This window comes from Nonomuraea endophytica (assembly GCF_014203235.1).
Lineage (GTDB): Bacteria > Actinomycetota > Actinomycetes > Streptosporangiales > Streptosporangiaceae > Nonomuraea > Nonomuraea endophytica.
Window position 1 is genome coordinate 46,346 of the sequence record NZ_JACHIN010000009.1, and the last position, 19,094, is coordinate 65,439.

13 protein-coding genes are annotated in these 19,094 nt (G+C 71.6%); 7 read left to right on the plus strand and 6 right to left on the minus strand.

From position 1 onward, the window contains the following. Positions 1–2: 2 nt before the first annotated feature. Positions 3–1,793, plus strand: a complete 1,791-nt coding sequence (metG, locus tag HNR40_RS30715) for a methionine--tRNA ligase (protein WP_184967456.1) — start codon at positions 3–5, stop codon at positions 1,791–1,793. Here metG and HNR40_RS30720 read toward each other — a convergent pair. Beyond that, on the minus strand, positions 1,729–2,937 hold the full coding sequence (locus HNR40_RS30720; protein WP_184967458.1) for an FAD-dependent monooxygenase: 1,209 nt from the start codon (positions 2,935–2,937) through the stop codon (positions 1,729–1,731). The genes metG and HNR40_RS30720 overlap by 65 nt on opposite strands. A 24-nt stretch (positions 2,938–2,961) precedes the next feature. After that, complete coding sequence (locus tag HNR40_RS30725) at positions 2,962–6,009, minus strand: ATP-binding protein (RefSeq protein WP_184967460.1); 3,048 nt, start codon at positions 6,007–6,009, stop codon at positions 2,962–2,964. Here HNR40_RS30725 and HNR40_RS30730 point away from each other — a divergent pair. Both HNR40_RS30730 and HNR40_RS30735 read left to right on the plus strand, forming a co-directional pair. Beyond that, on the plus strand, positions 6,008–6,892 hold the full coding sequence (locus tag HNR40_RS30730) for a TatD family hydrolase (RefSeq protein ID WP_184967462.1): 885 nt from the start codon (positions 6,008–6,010) through the stop codon (positions 6,890–6,892). The genes HNR40_RS30725 and HNR40_RS30730 overlap by 2 nt on opposite strands. 65 nt (positions 6,893–6,957) lie before the next feature. Next, complete coding sequence (locus HNR40_RS30735) at positions 6,958–7,884, plus strand: resuscitation-promoting factor (RefSeq protein WP_184967464.1); 927 nt, start codon at positions 6,958–6,960, stop codon at positions 7,882–7,884. A gap of 5 nt (positions 7,885–7,889) precedes the next feature. On the opposite strand, the gene HNR40_RS30740 is transcribed toward HNR40_RS30735, so the two are convergent. From HNR40_RS30740 to HNR40_RS30750, 3 genes are all read right to left on the minus strand, one after another. Continuing rightward, the gene (locus HNR40_RS30740) at positions 7,890–8,948 is read right to left on the minus strand and encodes an FG-GAP-like repeat-containing protein (RefSeq protein ID WP_184967465.1); all 1,059 of its coding nucleotides are present in this window, start codon (positions 8,946–8,948) and stop codon (positions 7,890–7,892) included. Positions 8,949–9,010: 62 nt separating this feature from the next. Continuing rightward, on the minus strand, positions 9,011–10,189 hold the full coding sequence (locus HNR40_RS30745) for an FG-GAP repeat protein (protein ID WP_184967468.1): 1,179 nt from the start codon (positions 10,187–10,189) through the stop codon (positions 9,011–9,013). Further along, positions 10,186–11,880: a serine/threonine-protein kinase gene (locus tag HNR40_RS30750; RefSeq protein WP_184967470.1), complete on the minus strand. Its 1,695-nt coding sequence runs from the start codon at positions 11,878–11,880 to the stop codon at positions 10,186–10,188. The genes HNR40_RS30745 and HNR40_RS30750 overlap by 4 nt, the downstream gene beginning before the upstream one ends. A gap of 92 nt (positions 11,881–11,972) precedes the next feature. Between HNR40_RS30750 and rsmA the strand changes: the two genes are divergently transcribed. Further along, positions 11,973–12,812: a 16S rRNA (adenine(1518)-N(6)/adenine(1519)-N(6))-dimethyltransferase RsmA gene (gene rsmA, locus HNR40_RS30755; protein ID WP_184968090.1), complete on the plus strand. Its 840-nt coding sequence runs from the start codon at positions 11,973–11,975 to the stop codon at positions 12,810–12,812. A 334-nt stretch (positions 12,813–13,146) separates the two neighbouring features. Beyond that, positions 13,147–13,968: a C40 family peptidase gene (locus HNR40_RS30760; RefSeq protein ID WP_184967472.1), complete on the plus strand. Its 822-nt coding sequence runs from the start codon at positions 13,147–13,149 to the stop codon at positions 13,966–13,968. A 173-nt stretch (positions 13,969–14,141) separates the two neighbouring features. On the opposite strand, the gene HNR40_RS30765 is transcribed toward HNR40_RS30760, so the two are convergent. Next, positions 14,142–14,957 (minus strand): arginase family protein, encoded by an 816-nt coding sequence (locus tag HNR40_RS30765; protein WP_184967474.1) that lies wholly within the window; start codon positions 14,955–14,957, stop codon positions 14,142–14,144. 135 nt (positions 14,958–15,092) lie between these two features. Between HNR40_RS30765 and HNR40_RS30770 the strand changes: the two genes are divergently transcribed. Both HNR40_RS30770 and HNR40_RS30775 read left to right on the plus strand, forming a co-directional pair. Further along, positions 15,093–15,995 carry a 4-(cytidine 5'-diphospho)-2-C-methyl-D-erythritol kinase gene (locus tag HNR40_RS30770; protein ID WP_184967476.1) on the plus strand — a complete coding sequence of 301 codons (903 nt, stop codon included), beginning with the start codon at positions 15,093–15,095 and terminating at the stop codon, positions 15,993–15,995. A gap of 579 nt (positions 15,996–16,574) precedes the next feature. After that, on the plus strand, positions 16,575–18,383 hold the full coding sequence (locus HNR40_RS30775; protein ID WP_184967478.1) for an ABC-F family ATP-binding cassette domain-containing protein: 1,809 nt from the start codon (positions 16,575–16,577) through the stop codon (positions 18,381–18,383). Positions 18,384–19,094: the final 711 nt, after the last annotated feature.

The window sequence follows — 19,094 nt, forward strand, 5'->3', positions numbered from 1 at the left end:
GCATGTCCCAGCACATCTTGACCGCTGTCGCGTGGCCCTACGCCAACGGCCCCCGCCACATCGGGCACGTCTCCGGGTTCGGCGTGCCGTCCGACGTCTTCAGTCGCTACCAGCGCATGGCGGGCAACAAGGTGCTGATGGTCTCCGGCACCGACGAGCACGGCACCCCCATCCAGGTCCAGGCGGACAAGGAAGGCGTCACGGCGCGGGAGCTGGCCGACCGCTACAACCGGGTCATCGCCGAAGACCTCACCGGCCTGGGGCTGTCCTACGACCTGTTCACCCGGACCACGACGAACAACCACTACGCCGTCACGCAGGAGATCTTCAAGGGCCTGTTCGACAACGGCTACATCTTCCCGAAGACCACGATGGGCGCCATCTCCCCGTCCACCGGGCGCACACTGCCCGACCGCTACATCGAGGGCACCTGCCCCATCTGCGGCTACGACGGAGCGCGCGGCGACCAGTGCGACAACTGCGGCAACCAGCTCGACCCGATCCAGCTGATCAACCCCAAGAGCCGCATCAACGGCGAGACCCCCGTCTTCGTCGAGACCGAGCACTTCATGCTCGACCTGCCCGCCTTCGCCGAGGTGCTCGGCACCTACCTGCAGTCCAAGCAGGGCGAGTGGCGGCCCAACGTGCTCAAGTTCGCCCTCAACCTGCTCGGCGACCTGCAGCCCAGGGCGATCAGCCGCGACCTCGACTGGGGCGTGCCGATCCCGCTCGACGGCTGGAGCGAGCAGGCCAACAAGCGGCTCTACGTCTGGTTCGACGCGGTCATCGGCTACCTCAGCGCGAGCATCGAGTGGGCCAGGCGCAGCGGCGACCCCGACGCGTGGCGCCAGTGGTGGCAAAACCCGGACGCCAAGAGCTATTACTTCATGGGCAAGGACAACATCGTCTTCCACGCCGAGATCTGGCCGGCGATGCTGCTCGGCTACAGCGGCATCGGCGCCAGGGGCGGCAAGGCGGGCTCGCTGGGCGCGCTCAACGTGCCGTCCGAGGTGGTCTCCAGCGAGTTCCTGACGATGGAGGGCCGCAAGTTCTCCTCCTCGCGGCAGGTCGTCATCTACGTACGCGACTTCCTGGCGCGCTACGACGCCGACGCGCTGCGCTACTACATCGCGGTCGCCGGGCCGGAGAACCAGGACACCGACTTCACCTGGCAGGAGTTCGTCAACCGCAACAACGGCGAGCTCGTCGCGGCCTGGGGCAACCTGGTCAACCGCTCGATCTCGATGGCGGCCAAGAACTTCGGCGTCATCCCCGAGGCCGGCGAGCTGACCGACGCCGACCGGGCGCTGCTGGAGCGTTCGCGGGCGGCGTTCGGGCCGGTGGGCGCCGAGCTGAACCGCTCGCGGTTCAAGAACGCCATCACCGAGGCGCTCGACGTGGTCCGCGACGCCAACAAATACCTGGCCGAGCAGGAGCCCTGGAAGCTCAAGGACGACGCGGAGCGGCAGAAGTCGATCCTGTTCACCGCTCTGCAGGTCGTCGACGACGCCAAGACGATGCTCACGCCGTTCCTGCCGGCTTCGTCCAACAAGGTCCACGCCATGCTCGGCGGCGAGGGCGTCTGGTCGGGCATGCCGGAGATCCGGGAGGTCGACGAGGACGGCGGCACGCCGTACCCGGTGATCACCGGCGACTACAAGGACGGCGCGCGGTGGGAGCACCGGCCGATCAAGCCGGGCACACCGCTCGCGCCGCCGGTGCCGCTGTTCAAGAAGCTCGACCCGAAGGTCGTGGACGAAGAGCTCGCGCGCCTGGATACTCCGGCAGAGTGATCGCCTCGGCGGTCTTCCTGACCGACTTGGCCATGATGCCCTTCCACGGCAGGTAGGGGAGAAGCTTGTAGTTCTGGTTCATGAACCAGGCCATGAACTTGTTGTCAGGAACCATGAACTTGCTGACCCCCACGGCCGACTTCTGCGCTCCGGCCACGTAGTCGCGCATGATCCGCTCATAGGCGGCGAAGCCGTCGACGTGGCCGTGGGCGGCGATCTCCCCCGCCAGCACGTACGCACCGACCACCGACAGCCCGGTGCCCATTCCCGACAGCGGGGACGGGCACCAGGCGGCGTCACCGACGAGCGCGATCCGCCCGCGTGACCACCGGTCCATGTGGATCTGGCTGATCGAGTCGAAGTAGAACTCCTCCGCCTTCCACATGTCCTCAAGCAGTCGCGGCACGATCCAGCCGACGTCCTTGAAGGCGTCGGCCAGCAGGCGCTTCTGCTCGTCGGTGTCGTGGCGGTCGTAGGTGAGCTCCGGCGAGCCGAAGAAGAACACCGCCTTGGCCTCGGTGTTGGCCCGCGAGCTGTAGGAGGCGGCCATCTTGCCTGGCACGTTCAGGCCTTGGCCGCTGTAGTCGAGGCCGAGGTGGTTGGGCGTGGTGAAGACCGCGTTGTACAGCCCGAGGTAGGTGTGGAAGCGCGATTCCGGGCCGAAGGCCAGCGAGCGTACGTTGGAGTGCAGCCCGTCGGCGCCGATGACCAGGTCGAAGCGGCGGGTGGCGCCGCGCTGGAAGGTGACGGCCACGCCGTGGGCGTCCTCGTGGAGTTCGGCGATCGAGTCGCCGAAGATGTACTCCGTCTTCTCCCGCGTCCGCTCGTACAGGATGCGGCCCAGGTCGCCGCGCAGGATCTCGACGTCACCGGCGAAGATGTCGTCGGGCATCTTGGCCAGCTTCTTGCCCGCCTCGTTGACGTTCCACAAGGCGCCCATGTTGGTCTGCTCGCGCTCGATGTCGGAAAGAACTCCCATCTTGCGCAGGACGCTCAGGTGCGCCTTGCCGCGGAAGTCGACGGCGTGGCCGCCTTCACGCAGCGCGGGGGCCCGTTCGACGATCGTCGTGGTGAAGCCGTAGGTGTTGAGCCAGTGGGCCAGGGCGGGGCCGGCGATGCTCGCGCCGGAGATCAGGATGTCCATGGCGGCGAGCCTGCCCGGTGGTGCTCACCGCTGCCTCACCGGCGGCTCACCGGTCATCGCGGCGATCACGTCCAGCGGTGAGGCGCGGATGGCCTCGGGGCTGACGCCCGCGAGCGTGAGCGCCGCCTGCCTGCTCAGCTCCGCGCCCGCCCGGTGCGCGGCCGCGAACTCCCGCTCGCCGAGCGCCGCACGGGCGCGCGCCTCGGCCGCGAGACGATCCTCATCACCGGGTACGGCACAGCCGCGCAGCGCCACGGCCGCCCCGAGCAGCTTCGCCGCCTCGGCCGGTTCGGCCAGCCCGGCCAGCGCCTCCACGGCCCGCGCGCTCTCCGGGACGGCCCCGGTGGTGACGGACACCTCGGCGGCCTGCCGGTAGGCCGCGGCGGCGGCGACCGGATCGCCTTCGGCCTCGGCCATCCGCCCGAGGCCGACCAGCACCCGCGTATGGTTGCCCGAGCTCTTGATCCATCCGGCGTCGGAGCGGGCCAGCGCCTGCTCGTAGAGCTCGCGGGCCGCGGGCAGGTCGCCCGCCATCCGCGCCAGGTCGCCCAGGCCGCGCAGGGCGGCTGCCAGGTACGTGGGGATGCCCGAGCGCCTGGCCACCTCGGCCGCCAGCTCGTAGTCGGCCCGCGCGGCCGCCGGATCGTCGCGCTGGCGCAGGTCGCCCCGGTTGCACAGCAGGTCGGCGTGGTCCTCGTCGGCGCCCAGCAGCTCGGCCAGCTCCAGCGCCCGGCTGGTGTGGGCCAGCGCCGACACCCTGTCGCCGGTGTTGGCGCCCAGCCAGCCCAGCGAGTCGAGGGCCAGCGCCGAGCCCCAGCGGTCGCCGAGCTCCTGGAAACCTTCCAGCGCGGCGGTGAGGCCGGCGCGCGCGGCGGAGTACTCGCCGGCCGCCATGTGCGGGAAGGCCCAGATGAACCTGGCCATCGCCCGCCCCCACGGATCGTCGCCGCGCTCGGCCCGGCGCAGCACGCGCAGGACGACCTCGGGATCGCCGCCGCTCGCCGTCATCAGCGGCCACAGGAACGTCAGCAGCGGATGGCGGTGGTCCCGGTCGACGAGTGCGGAGGCCAGCCGCAGGTAGCGAGCCTCGCCCGCGATCAGCGCGCAGAGCGCGTAGCCGTCGCCGAGCGCGGGGTCCGGTCGCGGGCCGGCCGCCGCCAGCAGCGCCGCGGCCTCGGCCGTCGCGGTGGTGCGGATGCCGCGCATCCACAGATAGTGGGCCTGCGCGCCGATCAGCCGCATGCCCAGCTCGACCGCTCCCGACTCGACGGCGAAGCGCAGCGCCTCACGCAGGTTGCCGTGTTCGGCGGCCAGCGCGTCCAGCCAGCCCAGCTGCTCGCCGCGGCGTAGGTGGGGGTCGGCCTCCAAGGCCAGGTCGAGGTAGCAGGCCGCGTGCGCCTGCCGTACGGCGTGGGGGGTGTCCAGCTTTTCCGCGCAGAAGGCGCGGATCGTGGCGAGCATGCGGTAACGGCCGCCCGAGACCTCCACGAACGACTTGTCGGCGAGCGAGTCGAGCAGCGCCTCCGCGTCCGGCAGGCCGCTGACCCGGGCGGCGGCCGCGGCGCTCGCCCCGCCGGCGAACACGGTCAGCCGCGCGGCCATCGCCCGCTCGTCGGCGCTCAGCAGCTCCCAGCTCCACGCGACGACCGCGCGCAGCGTGCGGTGCCTGGCCTCGGCGGTACGGCTGCCGCGCGACAACAGCGGGAACCGCTCGGACTCCAGGCGTCCGGCCAGCTCGGCGGCCTCGTGAGTGCGCATGCGGGCGGCGGCCAGCTCGATCGCCAGCGGCAGCCCGTCCAGCGCGAGGCAGATCGACTCCACGGCGGCGTGGGCAGGGAAGTCCGGCCGCACGGCCCGCGCCCGGTCGGTGAACAGCCTGACCGCGTCGGGCAGCGGCAGCGGGCGCACCGGCCACAGGTGTTCGGCGGTCAGCCCCAGCGGCTCGCGGCTGGTCGCCAGCACGCGCAGGCCGGGGCAGGCGGTGAGCAGCCGCTCGGCGAGCGCGGCGACGTCGTCGATGATCTGCTCGCAGTTGTCCAGCACGAGCAGCAGCTCGCGCCCGGACAGCGCCGCGACCAGGCGTGCGGCCGGGTCGGCTGGTTCCCCGCGATCTCCCGGCGGATGCAGGCCGCTGTCGCGGACGCCGAGCGCGGCCATCATGACCTGCGGCAACTGGCCGCCGTCGCGGATGGCGGCCAGCTCGACCACCTGCCGGTCCGGCTGCCCGCGCACGACCTCGGTGGCCAGCCTGGTCTTGCCGACCCCGCCGGGCCCGAGCAGCGTCACCAGCCTGGCCTGGGCCAGCAGCGCGCGCACCCGCGCCGCGTCCTCCTCGCGGCCGACGAAGCTGGTGAGCGCGAGCGCCTCCGGCGGGCCGGGCGGATCTTCCCCGCGCAACAGCTCCCGGTGGATCGCGGACAGCTCGGGGGAGGGGTCGGCGCCCAGTTCGTCGGCCAGCAGCCTGCGGGTGCGCTCATAGACCACCAGGGCCTCGGCGGGCCGGCCGGCCGCGTGCAGGGCGCGCATGAGCTGCGCGCGCGGGCGCTCGCGCAGCGGGTGGCGCTCGACCAGCTCGCCGAGCGCGGCCAGGGCCGCGCGGTGGTCGCCGCGCCGCAGGTCGGACTCGGCCAGGTCCTCCAGGGCGGCGAGGTGCCGCTCCTCCAGGTGTACGGCCGGCGCCGGCGCCGCCCACCACCCGAGCGCCTCCCGCAGCAGCTCGGCGGCCCGATCCGGGTCACCGGAGCCGAGCGCCTCGCGGCCCTGCTCGGCCAGGCGGAGGAAGCGGTGCACGTCGACGTCGTCCGGGTCCACGTTCAGCACGTATCCGGCGGCCACGCGTTCCACCGCGATGCCGTCGCGGCGCAGCCTGGACACCTGGGACTGCAGGGCGTGGTGCGCGTCCTTCGGGGGGCGCTCGCCGTACACCTCGTCGATGAGGCGCTCGGCGCCGACCGCGCGGCCGGGACTCAGCAGGAGCGCGGCCAGCAGCGCGCGCCTGGCCGGGCCGCCGAGCGGCACCTCGCCCCCGTCCGCCCGCCAGGCGCGGACCGCCCCGAGCACGCCGAACCGCATGCCAGCCACTATAGGGTTGGGTCACGTGAGCAAGAGTCCCGCTGTTCCCGAGCCCCTGGGCGCCGAGGTCTTCGACAGCCACTGCCACCTCGACATCATGGTCGGCAACCGGCAGGCGTCATCGGGCGACCCGGTGGCGCAGGCCGCGCAGGCGGCGGCAGCCTCGGTGGAGACGATCCTGGCCGAGGCGCGCTCGGTGGGGGTCACGAGCCTGGTCACGATCGGCTATGACCTGACCTCCTCGCAGTGGAACGCGCGGGTCGCCGCCGAGCACCAAGGCGTCTACGCGGGTGTGGCGATCCACCCCAACGAGGCCCACGCGTCCACGCCCGAGGTGCTGGCCGAGATCGAACGGCTCGCCGGGCGCCCGGAGGTGCGGGCCGTGGGCGAGACCGGCCTCGACTACTACCGCGACTGGGCCTCGAAGGACGACCAGCACGAGAGCTTCCGCGCGCACATCGAGATCGCCAAGCGCACCGGCAAGGCGCTGGTGATCCACGACCGCGACGCGCACGACGACGTGCTGAAGGTGCTCGCCGAGCAGGGGGCGCCGGACCTCGTCGTCTTCCACAGCTTCTCCGGCGACGCCGATATGGCCAGAAAGTGCGTCGAAGCCGGATATTTCATGTCATTCTCCGGTCCGGTCACCTACAAGAACGCCGGATACCTGCGCGAGGCCGCCGCCCTCGCGCCCGCCGAACTGATGCTGGTCGAGACCGACGCCCCCTACCTCCCGCCGATGCCGCACCGCGGCAAGCCCAACGCCCCCTACCTGATCCCGCTCACGCTGCGCTGCCTGGCCGAGGTCAAGGGCGTCCAGCCGGAGGTGCTGTGCGAGGCGATCACCGCCAACGGGGCCACCGTCTTCGGCATCTTTTCGTGAACCGGTAGAGGCGGGCGCGCGAGCGCCGCTAGCGTCGGGCGCCCGAGTCTCTCCGGAGGTCGCCCGTGCGTGGCAGAAGGCGCGCCCCGCGCCCGCAGGTCCCATGGCGCTCGCCGTGGACGCCGGTGGTCGGCCTGATCGCGGTCGCGGTCGCGGGCGGACTGATGGCCGTCGCGAACATGTCCAAGGACATCAAGCTCGTCGTGGACGGCGAGACCGTCGTGATCCGCAGCTTCGCCGGATCGGTGTTCGAGCTGCTGACGGAGGCCGACGTGGCGGTGGGGCTCGGCGACTACCTGCGGCCGGGCGGGCACGACCAGGTCGTCGACGGCACCACGATCGTGGTACGCCACGCGCGCCCGCTCCGGCTGACCGTCGACGGGCGCACCAGCAACCGCATGGTGACCGCCACGAACGTCGCCGCCGCGCTCGACGAGCTGGACATCGACCACGCGGGCGGGCGGCTGTCCGCGCCGCCCGACCGGGTGGTGCCGCTGTCGGGGATGTCGCTGACCATGTACACCTCGCGGCGCGTGCAGGTGATCGCCGGGACGGAGCGCCGGTGGACCAGGACCACCGCTGGAACGGTCCGGGAGGTGCTGCGGCAGGAGCGGATCAGGACGCCTCGGGGGTACAAGGTCTCGCCGCCGCCGGAGAGCTTTCCCCGGCAGGGCACCGTGATCAGGGTGACGCCGCCGGGGCCGGTGCTGCCGCCGCGTACCGTCCCGATCGAGGCGGCGGTCGCGAGGCTCAACTGGGCCGGGCTGGCCCAGTGCGAGTCCCATGGCAACCCCAAGGCGCTCAATCCGGCCGGGCCCTATTACGGCATGTACCAGTTCAGCCTGGCCAGCTGGCAGTCGGTGGGCGGGGCGGGCACGCCGGTGATGTGGCCGGCCGAGGAGCAGACCTACCGGGCGCAGCTGCTCTACCAGCGGGTGAGCGGCCGGTGGGAGGGCCAGTGGCCGCACTGCGGGTCCCGCTTGTTCGGCTGAGGCGGTCAGCCGGAGACGGAGTCGCCGAACTGGGTGCTGCCCGCGACCCGATAGGTCTGTATATTTCCGGACTTGAGGTCCAAGACGGCCACGGCGCCGCCCGGACTGGCCGTCGGCATGCCGACGGCCAGGCTCGTCTCCGTGAGGGCCACTGACCAGGGCTCCGGCTGCTGCCAGGGGCGGGCGGCCGCGGGCGGCATCTGCCAGGCGCCGTCGCTCCACACCGCCGCGTAGCCCTTCGGTGAGGCCGTCAGCAAGGTGGGGTTCGCCTTCCTGATGAGGTGGGGCTTGGGGGTGCCGTCGTCGGCGTAGAGCCTGACCTGGCCGCAGCCGCTGACGACGTAGCCCCGGTGGTAGGCGAGGGTGGCCGCGTAGTTGCGGCAGCTCTGCGGTGGCTGGAGTCTGGTCGCGCGCTCGCCGATGAGCGTCGCCGTTCTCTTGTACGGCGTGCCTACCAGGACCGCGTCCGGGCCCAGGGCCAGGGCGGTGCCGAAACGGTCGTACGGTTCGCCGGTGCCGGGGATGCCGGGGGAGTTCTGGGTGATCGAGCGGGTGATCGTGCCCTTGCTCGCCAGGTGCACGGAACCGGAGGCGGTGACGCCGTCGGCGTCGTCGTACGGGGCGCCGATGGCGATCTGGTCGCCGCGGACGGCCAGGGATTCGCCGAACCCTGCTCCCGGTCTCGGGGTTGGCGCGACGAGCTTTCTGGGCGGCTTCTTCTGGCCGCCGTACAGGATGTAGGCGGCTCCGGCGGCCTGCTTGCCCCGCACGTCGGTGTACGGGGCTCCGGCCACCACGTCCGCGCAGCCGTCGCCGTCGACGTCGCCCATGCCCACGGTGGCGCCCAGGCCTCTGGCTTCCTTGTCCGGGGCGGGGAGCTTGGTCACCTTGCCCGCGCTGATCAGGTACAGGGCGCCCGGGCCGGATCGCCACTGTTCGGTGTCGCCCACCACCAGGTCGTCGCGGCCGTCGCCGTCCACGTCCCGGGGGCTCGCCTTGGCGCAGTCGGCCGCCGGGCGCCGATCGCCGTCCGGCGAGGTGCAGGCCGTGGCCAGCAGGGACATGGCCGCTGCCACGGCCAGTGGTCTTGAAGCTATCAACGCCCTCCTCTGTGCTGTGCGTTGGTTCAGCCCGTGACGCTGGCGCCGAAGTCGGCGCCGGTCTGGGGTTCCGCGCGCTGGACCTCGTCGGCGTTGCGGCCCAGGACGGCCACCTGGCCCGCGCGGCCCGCGTCGGGCTGGCCCGCCAGCAGGCGGTTGCCGCTGAAGGCCACGGCCCGGCCGTCCAGGTTCAGGCGCCGGTCCTGGTCTGAGGACTGGAACGTGGTGAGCAGGACGCCCGCGCCGTAAGGGCTGCCCACCGCCAGCCGGCCGTCCGGCGAGATCGCCAGAGAGAAGCCGAAGCCCTGCGTGCCTTGGCGGATGGTCCTGGCCGGGCGCAGCGCCGGGGTGTAGAGCTGCACGTAGCCGGGGCCGGGGGCGCTCGCCGCGAGGCCGACGCCGTCGGTGTAGGCGAGCGCGTAGCCGAACCGGTCACCGGCCTTCTTGGTGGGGGAGTCCCACTTCTGGCCGCGCAGGGTGGGCGCGGTGGCGTCCGTGATGATGGTGACCTGGCCCGAGTGGATCTTTCCGGTGCCGACCTGGCGGCCCGCCCCGTCATCGTTCTCGTACGGCACGCCGACGAACAACGCCCGATCCTTGGACAGGGCCACCGAGTAGCCGAACTGGTCGCCGACTTCGCCGTTGCCGGGGACTTCCGACGATTCCTGATTTATCCGCCTAAGGGGGCTGCTGCCGGACTTGATGTAGACGGAGCCGGTGTCGGCGATCTGGGCCTCGTCCTCGTGGGGCGCGCCTATGGCCAGGAGGTTGCCGGTGGCGGCCAGGGACCAGCCGAAATGGGCGTCCTGCTGGGGTTGCGGGGCGGTGAGGAGCTGGGGTGGCGTGGCGGCTCCGCCGTACAGGATGTGGACCGCGCCCGCGTCGCGCACGCCCTTCACATCCGCGTACGGCGCGCCCACCACCAGGTCGGCGCAGGCGTCCGCGTTGACCTTGGCCAGCTTCACCGACCAGCCGAACGCGTCGCCGTCGCCCAGGGCCGGCAGGGGCAGGCTGACCACCTTGGTACCCGACAGCAGGTGCACCGCGCCCTTGCCGCCGTTGGCGAAGGGGTCGCCGACGGCGGCGTCGTCCTGGCCGTCGCCGTCGAAGTCGCTCTGGTTGGCGCAGGCCGTCAGCGTCGCCGCCTGGGCGGGGACGACGGCCGAGGCGGCGAGGGCGAGCGTGACGATGGTCCGGACGATCATGACAGTCGCACCTCGATCTGCTTGCCGCCGGTGAACATCGTGCCGGACAGCCGTGCCGCCTTCCTGACCGGCGGCAGGTCGAACACGAACACCCCGTCGAACCGTCCCCCCGCCGTCAGCGCGGCCGGGAGCTGGGAGGAGACCGGCAGCGGGTCGTGGCGGCCGTTCCTGTCGTCGATCAGGGTGAGGGCCGGAGTGCCGACCGTGGTGAGCTCGCCGCCGGGGTTCAGCAGGGTCCAGCGCAGCAGGCAGAGCTGGCCGTTGGCGGGGGTGGCGCCCTGGTATCCGGCCACGCCGCACTCGGGGGCGGTCGCGATGATCAGCTGCGGGCCGTCGAAGGCGCTGCTGAGCTGGAATCTGCGGCCCACGTCGGTGATGGTCGGCTTGCCCGCTTGCGGGGTGTTCTGGACCGCTGGGCTGTTGCGCGAGCCCTGCCAGATCAGCACGCCCGTGGTCAGCGCCAGCGCAAGTACGGCTGCCGCCGCCGCCGTCAGCCAGCGGGTGCCTCTGGTCCTGGGGCGGTCGGGGGCGTAGCCGGCCGGGGGCGCTGTGGCGTACTCGACCGGCGGGAGGAGTTCCTCCGGCCGTCCGAGGTCGCGGACGGTCTGGCTGCTCTGGCTGCTCTGGCCTGCCATCACGGGCGGAACCGTGGGGAGGCGGTCGCGGGTGGTGTCCTGGTCCGCGGGGGTTTCCGGCGGTGCCGTGGCGCGGATCGGGGTGGTGATGAGGGGGAGCCTGGGGGGCGGGGTCGGGGTGATCGAGAAGGTGGAGGTGATGTCCGGGCTGTTCACGACGTTCTGCGGCGGCTGCCAGTCGCGTAGCAGCTCGGTGCCGCCCAGCGTGGGCGGGTCGGCAGCCGGTGCCGGTGCGCCGCCGCTGACCAGGGCGAGGAGGAGGTCCTGGGCGGTGGGGCGCTGGGCGGGGTCCATGGCGGTGGCGCGCCGTACCAGCTCGTCGAGGGGCGCGGGCAGCGTGCCGACCTCCGGCGGCCCGTTGAGCACGCGGGTGGCCAGCGTGATCACGTCGCCGCGCCCGAACGGGTGGCGGCCGCTTCCCGCGTAGGCGACCAGGCAGCCCCAGGAGAAGATGTCGGCCGCGGGGGTGACCTGCTCGCCGCGTACCTGCTCGGGGGCCCACCAGCCGGGGCTGCCGAGGAGTTCGCCGGAGAGGGTGAAGCCGGTCTCGCGGTCCAGGGCGCGGGCGATGCCGAAGTCGATCACGCGGGGGCCGGAGAGGCTGAGGATCACGTTGGCGGGCTTGAGGTCGCGGTGCACGAGTCCGGCGACGTGGATGGCGGCCAGGGCGGCGGCCACGCCGAGCGCGACCCCGTGGAGCGGTCCGGGCTCCAGCGCGCCGAATCTCGCGATCTGCTCCGACAAAGGAGTGCCCGCGATGAATTCCGTGACCATGTAGGGACGGCCTTCGTCGCTGTTGCCGTTGTCCAGAACCTGGGCGGTGCAGAACGAGGCGACCCGCCGGGCGTTGTCCACCTCCGCGTGGAAGCGGCCCGCGAACCCCTCCTGGTTCGCGAACTCCGACTTCACCACTTTGAGCGCGACAAATCGCCCGCCTGGCGCCCGTGCCAGGAAAACCGTGCCCATGCCACCCTCGCCGAGCCGTCCCAGCAGCCGGTAAGGGCCGATTTCCCGGGGATCCGTTGGGCGAAGCGGCGCGGCGCCCGTTGGCTCCATCAGGGATGTCCCTTCGTCTTTCACGCCATCCTCCCCTGTGGTGCCCCCCGTCCGCTATCTCAGGTTCTTCGGTGCGGGAGACTAGTTGGATGATGGACCTGCTAGGCCCGATAGAAATACGTAATTTGGCGGAGAAGCTCGATCTTCGGCCGACAAAACGACTCGGGCAGAACTTCGTGATCGACGGCGGCACCGTCCGCCGCATCGTCCGGGTGGCCGAGGTCGCGCCCGACGACGTCGTGATCGAGGTGGGTCCGGGGCTGGGGTCCTTGACGCTGGCGCTCCTGGCGGCGGCCAAGCACGTCGTCGCGGTGGAGATCGACCCGGTGCTCGCCGCGCAACTCCCGGAGACGGTGGCGGGCCGCGGCCTGTCCGAAAAGCTGACCGTCGTGGGCGCCGACGCGCTCCGGATCGGCCCCGGCGACCTGGCCGGGCACGTGCCGACCGCGCTGGTGGCGAACCTCCCCTACAACGTGGCCGTCCCCGTCGTGCTCCACCTGCTGGAGTCCCTGCCGTCGCTGCGGAAGTCGCTGGTGATGGTCCAGTCCGAGGTGGCCGACCGGCTCGCCGCACCGCCCGGCTCCAAGGTGTACGGCGTGCCGTCCGTCAAGGCCGCCTGGTACGCCGACGTGCGCAGGGCGGGGCCGGTGGGCCGTACCGTGTTCTGGCCCGTCCCCAACGTGGACTCCGGCCTCGTCTCCCTGGTCCGCAGAGACCCCCCTTCGACCACGGCCACCCGTGAGCAGGTGTTCGCCGTCATCGACGCCGCCTTCGCCCAGCGCCGCAAAACCCTCCGCGCCGCCCTGTCAACGTGGGCCGGCAGCCCATCCGCCGCCGAAACCGCCCTGCGCGCGGCGGGTGTCGACCCCTCGGCCCGAGGCGAACAACTCGACATCACCGCCTTCACCCGCATCGCCGAAAACACCCCCTGACCTCGCGTCTTCGCTGAGGCACCCGAGCCCGTCGCCGGGCTGCCCCTTGACCTCGTCGACGCCGCTGAGGCGTTAGGCAGGGGCGGGTTCCGCATAGGCGTGCGCCGGGGCGGGGCTCCGCAGAGGTGTGCGGCGGGGCGCGGTTTCGCAGAGGAGTACGCCGGGGCCGGGTTTCGCAGAGGCGTGCGGCGGGGGCGGGGTCTCGCCACGGCGTTGTCCACAACCACGCGCGCCCCCCTGCGTCTTCATCCCCAGAACTCCGTTCGCCTCCAAAACCGCCACCCGATCCGCACGATCCTGGGCCTCCCATCCCATCCAGCCCAGGAGAAACACCATGATGTGGCTCACCCTCGGCGGCGGCTTCCTGGCCACGCTGAGCACGGTCCCCGCTCCGACCGCCGAGTGCCAGGTGGTCATCACCATCCCGGCCGCCTACGCACACCTGGTCGTCCCGCGGGCACCCGGCCAAGAATCCGTGGCCCTCACCCGGAGTCCCGGCACCCGCGAGGTGAAGCGAGTGATCACCCTCCCCGCAGAGGCCTGCGCCCGGTTGGAGCACCCAACCACCATCAGCCGAGAAGGCACCCCCACCAAACCCGCACCGACACGCTCCCACCCTCCCCATCCGTGGTGGACCACCCCCAAGCTTGAATGGATCACCACCGTCAAGCCCACCCCAGACCCGAAGCCCGCCCCCGAACGCCCCGCCAAACCCACCCCCAGCCCGAAAAGAACCCCCAAGCCCACCAAGGGCGAAGCAGCGGCCACAGCAGCCCTGGCAAGGCTGGGCACCCCGTTCTCCTGGGGCGGAGGCGCCCCATCCGGCCCCACCCGAGGCATAGGCAGAGGCGCGAACACCATCGGCTTCGACTGCAGCGGCCTCACCCTGTACGCCTGGTCGAAGGCAGGCGTAACCCTGGGCCACTACACCGGCACCCAGTTCCGCCAGGGCCGCCGGGTGGCGCTGTCCGACCTCCGCAAGGGAGACCTGGTCTTCTTCGGCGGCGGCAACGGCGACCCCACCCACGTGGGCCTCTACCTGGGCAACGGCATCATGATCCACGCCCCCAAAACCGGCGACGTGGTCAAGAAGACCCAGTTCCTGAAGTCGTCGTACTACCGCTCCACCTACCGAGGCGCCGTCCGCCCCGGCTAACCCCACAACCGCCACCTGGTACCACGGCCCCCGCCCGGGACCAGGCCCCTCGACCCGGTGCCCACGGCCCTCGCTCACCCAGCCTGGGCCGTGGCCCCGGCCCTTCCCCACAACCTCGGCGCCAGCCTGTCCCCTTTCCCGCGACCCGCCCCTCACCCGCCCGACTCGGCCGGTCAGTGGGGTTGGGTGCAGGTTTTGACCAGGGCGGAGACCAGGGGTGTCAGGGTTGCCTGGTCGGCGGGGTCGCTGGGTTCGTACTCGGTGATCCCGAGCCCGGCGATCTCGAACCGCCCGGCCACAGCCTCCACCAGCGCCAGCAACTGCCCAGCCCGCAACCCACCCCGAGCCGGCGACCCCACAGAAGTGAACTCGGAAGGATCCAGCACATCCAGATCAATGTGAATGTAGACGGCGATCTCATCGCCACCTGCCCGCGAAACCCCGTCCAGAAGAGCATCCGCACCAGCCAGATCCTCCACACGAAGGTGACGAACCCCGCGCTCCTCGATAAAGGCGACCTCGGCCGCGTCCAGATCCCGTGCCCCGGCGAGGACGATCCGCCGAGGATCCAGGCTCACCTCGGGCAGCAGTTCAGGGTGCCCCTCGCCGGTGAGCGCCCGCAGCACCATGCCGTGAAAGGCCCCGGAAGGAGAGGTATCGGGCGTGTTCAGATCCCCGTGGGCGTCGAACCACAGCACCACCAGCCGTTCCCCATACCGGCGCACGGCGGCGGCGATCGGCTCAAGGTCGACTCCGCAGTCACCGCCCAGCGTCACCGGGAAGCCCTGGGCGTCGGCCCGCGCGGTGCGGACCCGGGAGGCGGTGACAGCGAGTTCGGCGGGAGTGGAGCCCTCCGCCACCTCGACCCGCACCCGGTCTCCGCCGGGCACCATCTCGGCCAGCAGCCTGGCCCCTTCGACGAGGCGCTCCGCCGTACGGGATCCGGACGACCGCCACTGCGGCACCTCGATTACCGAAATCAACGTCATCTGCCCACGATGCATCATCTCCGGAAGAAAGGCGTGGCCGGGGTGACGTGCGGGTTCGGGATGGGCGTGGGGCGGCCGGGAGCCCGCTACCATCGAGGGTCCTGTCCCCGAGGCGATGAAAGTGGCAGCGGATCGATGAGTTCGGTGACCGTACGGGTGCCCGCAAAAGTCAATGTGCAGCTTTCCGTCGGGCCCTTGCGTGACGACGGCTACCACGACCTCGTGAACGTCTTCCACGCCGTATCGATCTTCGACGAGGTCGAGGCCAAGGAGTCGGAGCTGGTCAAGGTCGGCGTCGTGGGCGAGTGGGCCGACCAGGTGCCGCTCGACGACGGCAACCTGGCCATCCAGGCCGCCCGCGCGCTGGCCAAGCACGCGGGCCGCAGCTACGGCGTCGAACTGGTCATCAGGAAGGCGATCCCGGTGGCCGGTGGGATGGCCGGAGGCAGCGCCGACGCCGCGGGCGCGCTGGTGGCGTGCAACGAGCTGTGGGGGCTCGGCCTGCCGCCCGAGGACCTGATGGAGATCGCCGCGGACCTGGGCAGCGACGTGCCGTTCTCCCTGCTCGGCGGCACGGCGGTGGGCACCGGCCGGGGCGAGCAGCTGACCGGCCTGGAGACGAGCGGAACCTTCCACTGGGTCTTCGCCATCGCCGACGGCGGCCTGTCGACGGCGAAGGTGTATGCCGAGTGCGACCGCCTGCGCGAGGCCACCGGCGAGGCGGTCGGATGGCCGCAGGTCAGCGAGCCCCTGCTGACCGCCCTGCGCACCGGCGACGCGCAGGCCCTGGGCGCCGTCCTCACCAACGACCTGCAGCCCGCCGCCCTCATGCTGCGCCGCAGCCTGGCCCGCACCCTGGAAACCGGCCGCGACCTGGGCGCACTCGGCGCGATCGTCTCAGGCTCCGGCCCCACCTGCGCGTTCCTCGCCGCCGACGCCGATCACGCCCGCGACCTGTCCATCTCCCTCACCGCCTCCGGCGTCTGCCACACCGCCGCCCCCACCACCGGTCCAGCCCTTGGTGCGCATCTGATTTGATTCGTTCTGTCCTTTGTCTCTGCGTGTTCGGGCCGTCTATCCCTTACGGCTCCGCCGCCCCACCCGCCCCGCCGTACCCGGTGGACGTCTGTCGAGCGATGGTCGTGAGGGCTCACGTGGCACTCGCCGTAACAACTCCGCCCTTGACCACCAAAGGCCCACAAGCACACCCGGCCAGACACGGCACACCCAAGACCCGATACCGCCTGGCCAGGGCGGAGTTGGCATCGCCTGGCCAGGGCGGACATGGCATCGCCTGGCCAGGGCGGACATGGCATCGCACAGGCAGAGCGGACGTGGCACTGCGTGGGCAAGCAGGTGGGACACCGCCATGTCGGGACACCGCCGGGTCGGGACACCGCCGGGTCGGGACACCGCCGGGTCGGGGCACCGCTGGGTCGGTCAGTGGGCGGGCATGCTGCCTGTTCTGTTCGTGCGGCTTGGTTCGGGGGCGGTGGGGTTCCCGAGGGCCGAGTAGCTCGTCAGGCCGGTCGCCTCGGAAGGTTGTGGTGCTGTGGGCGGGGGGTGGGTTGGAGGTTGGATGGGGTGGCGTTGGGTTGCCAGTACGCTGGGACGGCCATGAATCTGGTCAATCTTGAGTCTGTTTCCCATGCCTACGGCCCCAAGCCGTTGCTCAGCGATCTCTCCCTGGGGGTGGAGGCCGGTGAGCGGATCGGGGTGGTCGGGCGCAACGGCGGTGGTAAGACCACCCTGCTGGCGGTGATCTCCGGTGAGGTCAAACCGGACAGCGGCCGGGTCACGCACAACCGTGGCCTGCGGATCGGTGTCCTGTCGCAGCAGGACACGTTGGATCCTGGGCTGAGTGTGCGCGAGACCGTGCTGGGTGGCCGGGCTGAGCATGAGTGGGCCGGTGATCAGGGTGTACGGGAGATTCTGGCCAACCTGATCGGCGACCTTGACCTGGAGTCCAAGGTGTCGGAGTTGTCGGGTGGGGAGCGGCGGCGCACCGCGCTGGCCAAGCTGCTCATCGACGAACACGAGCTGATCATGCTCGACGAGCCCACCAACCACCTGGACATCGAGGCGATCGCCTGGCTGGCCGGGCACCTGGCGACGCGCAAGAGCGCGCTCGTGGTGGTGACGCACGACCGGTGGTTCCTCGACGCCGTCTCCACGCGCACGTGGGAGGTCGTGGACGGCAAGGTCGAGCGCTATGAAGGTGGTTACGCGGCGTATGTCCTGGCCAAGGCCGAGCGCGCCCGCATCGCCCAGGCCGCCGAGGAACGCCGCCAGAACCTCATGCGCAAGGAGATCGCCTGGCTGCGGCGGGGCCCGCCCGCGCGTACCTCGAAGCCGAAGTTCCGCGTCGACGCGGCGCAGGCGCTGATCGCCAACGAGCCGCCCGCGCGGGAGAGCGTGGAGCTGGTGAAGTTCGCGACGGCGCGGCTGGGCAAGACCGTGTACGACCTCGAAGACGTCACCCTCCACGCCGGAGGGCCCGGCAGCGGGCCGATGGTGCTCGACGCGTGCACGTGGCAGTTCGGGCCGGGTGACCGGATCGGGCTGATCGGCGTCAACGGCTCCGGCAAGTCGTCGGTGCTGCGGCTGCTGGCTGACACGGTCCAGCCGGACACGGGCCGCGTGGTGCGCGGCAGGACGGTCCGCCTGGCACACCTGTCGCAGGAACTGACCGAGCTGGACCCGACGCGCCGCGTGCTGGAGACGGTCGAGGAGATCCGCAAGTACATCCAGGTCGGCAAGCGCGAGTGGACCGCCTCCCAGCTGCTCGAACGCCTCGGCTTCAAGGGCGAGGCGCAGTGGAAGGTCGTCGGCGAGCTGTCGGGCGGTGAGCGGCGGCGGCTGCAGTTGCTGCGCCTGCTCATGGACGACCCCAACGTGCTCCTGCTCGACGAGCCCACCAACGACCTCGACATCGAGACGCTCAACGAGCTCGAAGACCTGCTCGACGGCTGGCCCGGCACGCTGATCCTGGTCAGCCACGACCGCTACTTCCTGGAACGCGTCGCCGACCGCTGCGTGGCGCTGCTCGGCGACGGCAAGCTGTCGATGCTGCCCGGCGGCGTGGACGAGTACCTGGAGCGCCGCGCGGCCGGAACCGCCCTCACCGCCCGTCTGGCCTCCACCCCAACCCCATCCAGTACGGCTCCCGCCACCTCGTCACCCACCGCCACCCCCTCCGGCCCGTCGGCCAAGGAGGAACGCGAACTCCGCAAGGAACTGAGCCGCCTGGAGCGCCAGCTAGACAAGCTGGCCGGCCAGGAGGCCAAGCTCCACGAACAGATGGCGACGGCGGCCAGCGACTACGAAAAGCTCGGCTCCCTGGACGCCCAGCTAAGGGACATCCAAACCCAGAAGGACACCATCGAAGCCGAATGGCTAGAAACCGCCGACCGCCTCGGCGAGTAACCCACCCCACCCGCCAGGACGACCAACGGCGCAGTGCAACCCCGCGGCTCCAGGTAGGGGCTAGCAGGCGCGCCCTGGTGGGTTGAGCGCCGTAAGGGGCGCCGGACTCCGCCGCACCACGCCTCGCCGCGGCGGCGCCTGAAAAGCGTGGGGGTGGGCGCTGCTGGTAGGGCGTGGGCGGTGCAGCGTTGGTGATGCAGCGTTGGTGGTGCGGTGTGGGTGGTGCGGTGTGGGTGGTGCGGCCTGTGTGTGCAGTGAGGCCGGGGCGCCGGACTTCGCCGCACCACGTCCCGCCGCGGCGGCGCCTGAAAAGCGCGGGGGTGGGCGCTGCTGGTGGGGCGTGGGTGGTGTGGCCCGTGTGTGCCCAGTGGGCCCGGGTGCTCCCAGTGTGCCGTTGGGCTGAGGTGGGCAGCGGGTGGTGGGAGCGTGCTGGTTGGGGCCTGCTGGTCGGGGCGTTCTGGGTGGTGTCTTGGCCCCTGGGTGGGCAAAGGCGGAGTTGTAGCGGCGGGGACCCCGTGAGCCCTCACGACCGGCGCTTGACGGTCGCGCGCCCACGGCGGTGGTGCGGGCAACCCGGCGCTAGCCGTAACCCTAAGGCGGCGCAACCAAGGCGACACAACCAAGGCGGCGCAAACAAGGCGACACAACCTCAGCGCGCCGTGAGCGCAAAGAGCGCCGTGACCGCAGAGCGCCGTGGCTCAGCGCGCCGTG

What these genes read in the sequence shown, in the direction of transcription:
- HNR40_RS30750 (WP_184967470.1), bottom strand. Translation starts at nt 11,880, where the DNA reads ATGGAGCCAACGGGCGCCGCGCCGCTTCGCCCAACGGATCCCCGGGAA.
- metG (WP_184967456.1), top strand. Translation starts at nt 3, where the DNA reads ATGTCCCAGCACATCTTGACCGCTGTCGCGTGGCCCTACGCCAACGGC.
- HNR40_RS30745 (WP_184967468.1), bottom strand. Translation starts at nt 10,189, where the DNA reads ATGATCGTCCGGACCATCGTCACGCTCGCCCTCGCCGCCTCGGCCGTC.
- rsmA (WP_184968090.1), top strand. Translation starts at nt 11,973, where the DNA reads ATGGACCTGCTAGGCCCGATAGAAATACGTAATTTGGCGGAGAAGCTC.
- HNR40_RS30775 (WP_184967478.1), top strand. Translation starts at nt 16,575, where the DNA reads ATGAATCTGGTCAATCTTGAGTCTGTTTCCCATGCCTACGGCCCCAAG.
- HNR40_RS30760 (WP_184967472.1), top strand. Translation starts at nt 13,147, where the DNA reads ATGATGTGGCTCACCCTCGGCGGCGGCTTCCTGGCCACGCTGAGCACG.
- HNR40_RS30720 (WP_184967458.1), bottom strand. Translation starts at nt 2,937, where the DNA reads ATGGACATCCTGATCTCCGGCGCGAGCATCGCCGGCCCCGCCCTGGCC.
- HNR40_RS30765 (WP_184967474.1), bottom strand. Translation starts at nt 14,957, where the DNA reads ATGACGTTGATTTCGGTAATCGAGGTGCCGCAGTGGCGGTCGTCCGGA.
- HNR40_RS30740 (WP_184967465.1), bottom strand. Translation starts at nt 8,948, where the DNA reads ATGTCCCTGCTGGCCACGGCCTGCACCTCGCCGGACGGCGATCGGCGC.
- HNR40_RS30730 (WP_184967462.1), top strand. Translation starts at nt 6,008, where the DNA reads ATGCCAGCCACTATAGGGTTGGGTCACGTGAGCAAGAGTCCCGCTGTT.
- HNR40_RS30770 (WP_184967476.1), top strand. Translation starts at nt 15,093, where the DNA reads ATGAGTTCGGTGACCGTACGGGTGCCCGCAAAAGTCAATGTGCAGCTT.
- HNR40_RS30725 (WP_184967460.1), bottom strand. Translation starts at nt 6,009, where the DNA reads ATGCGGTTCGGCGTGCTCGGGGCGGTCCGCGCCTGGCGGGCGGACGGG.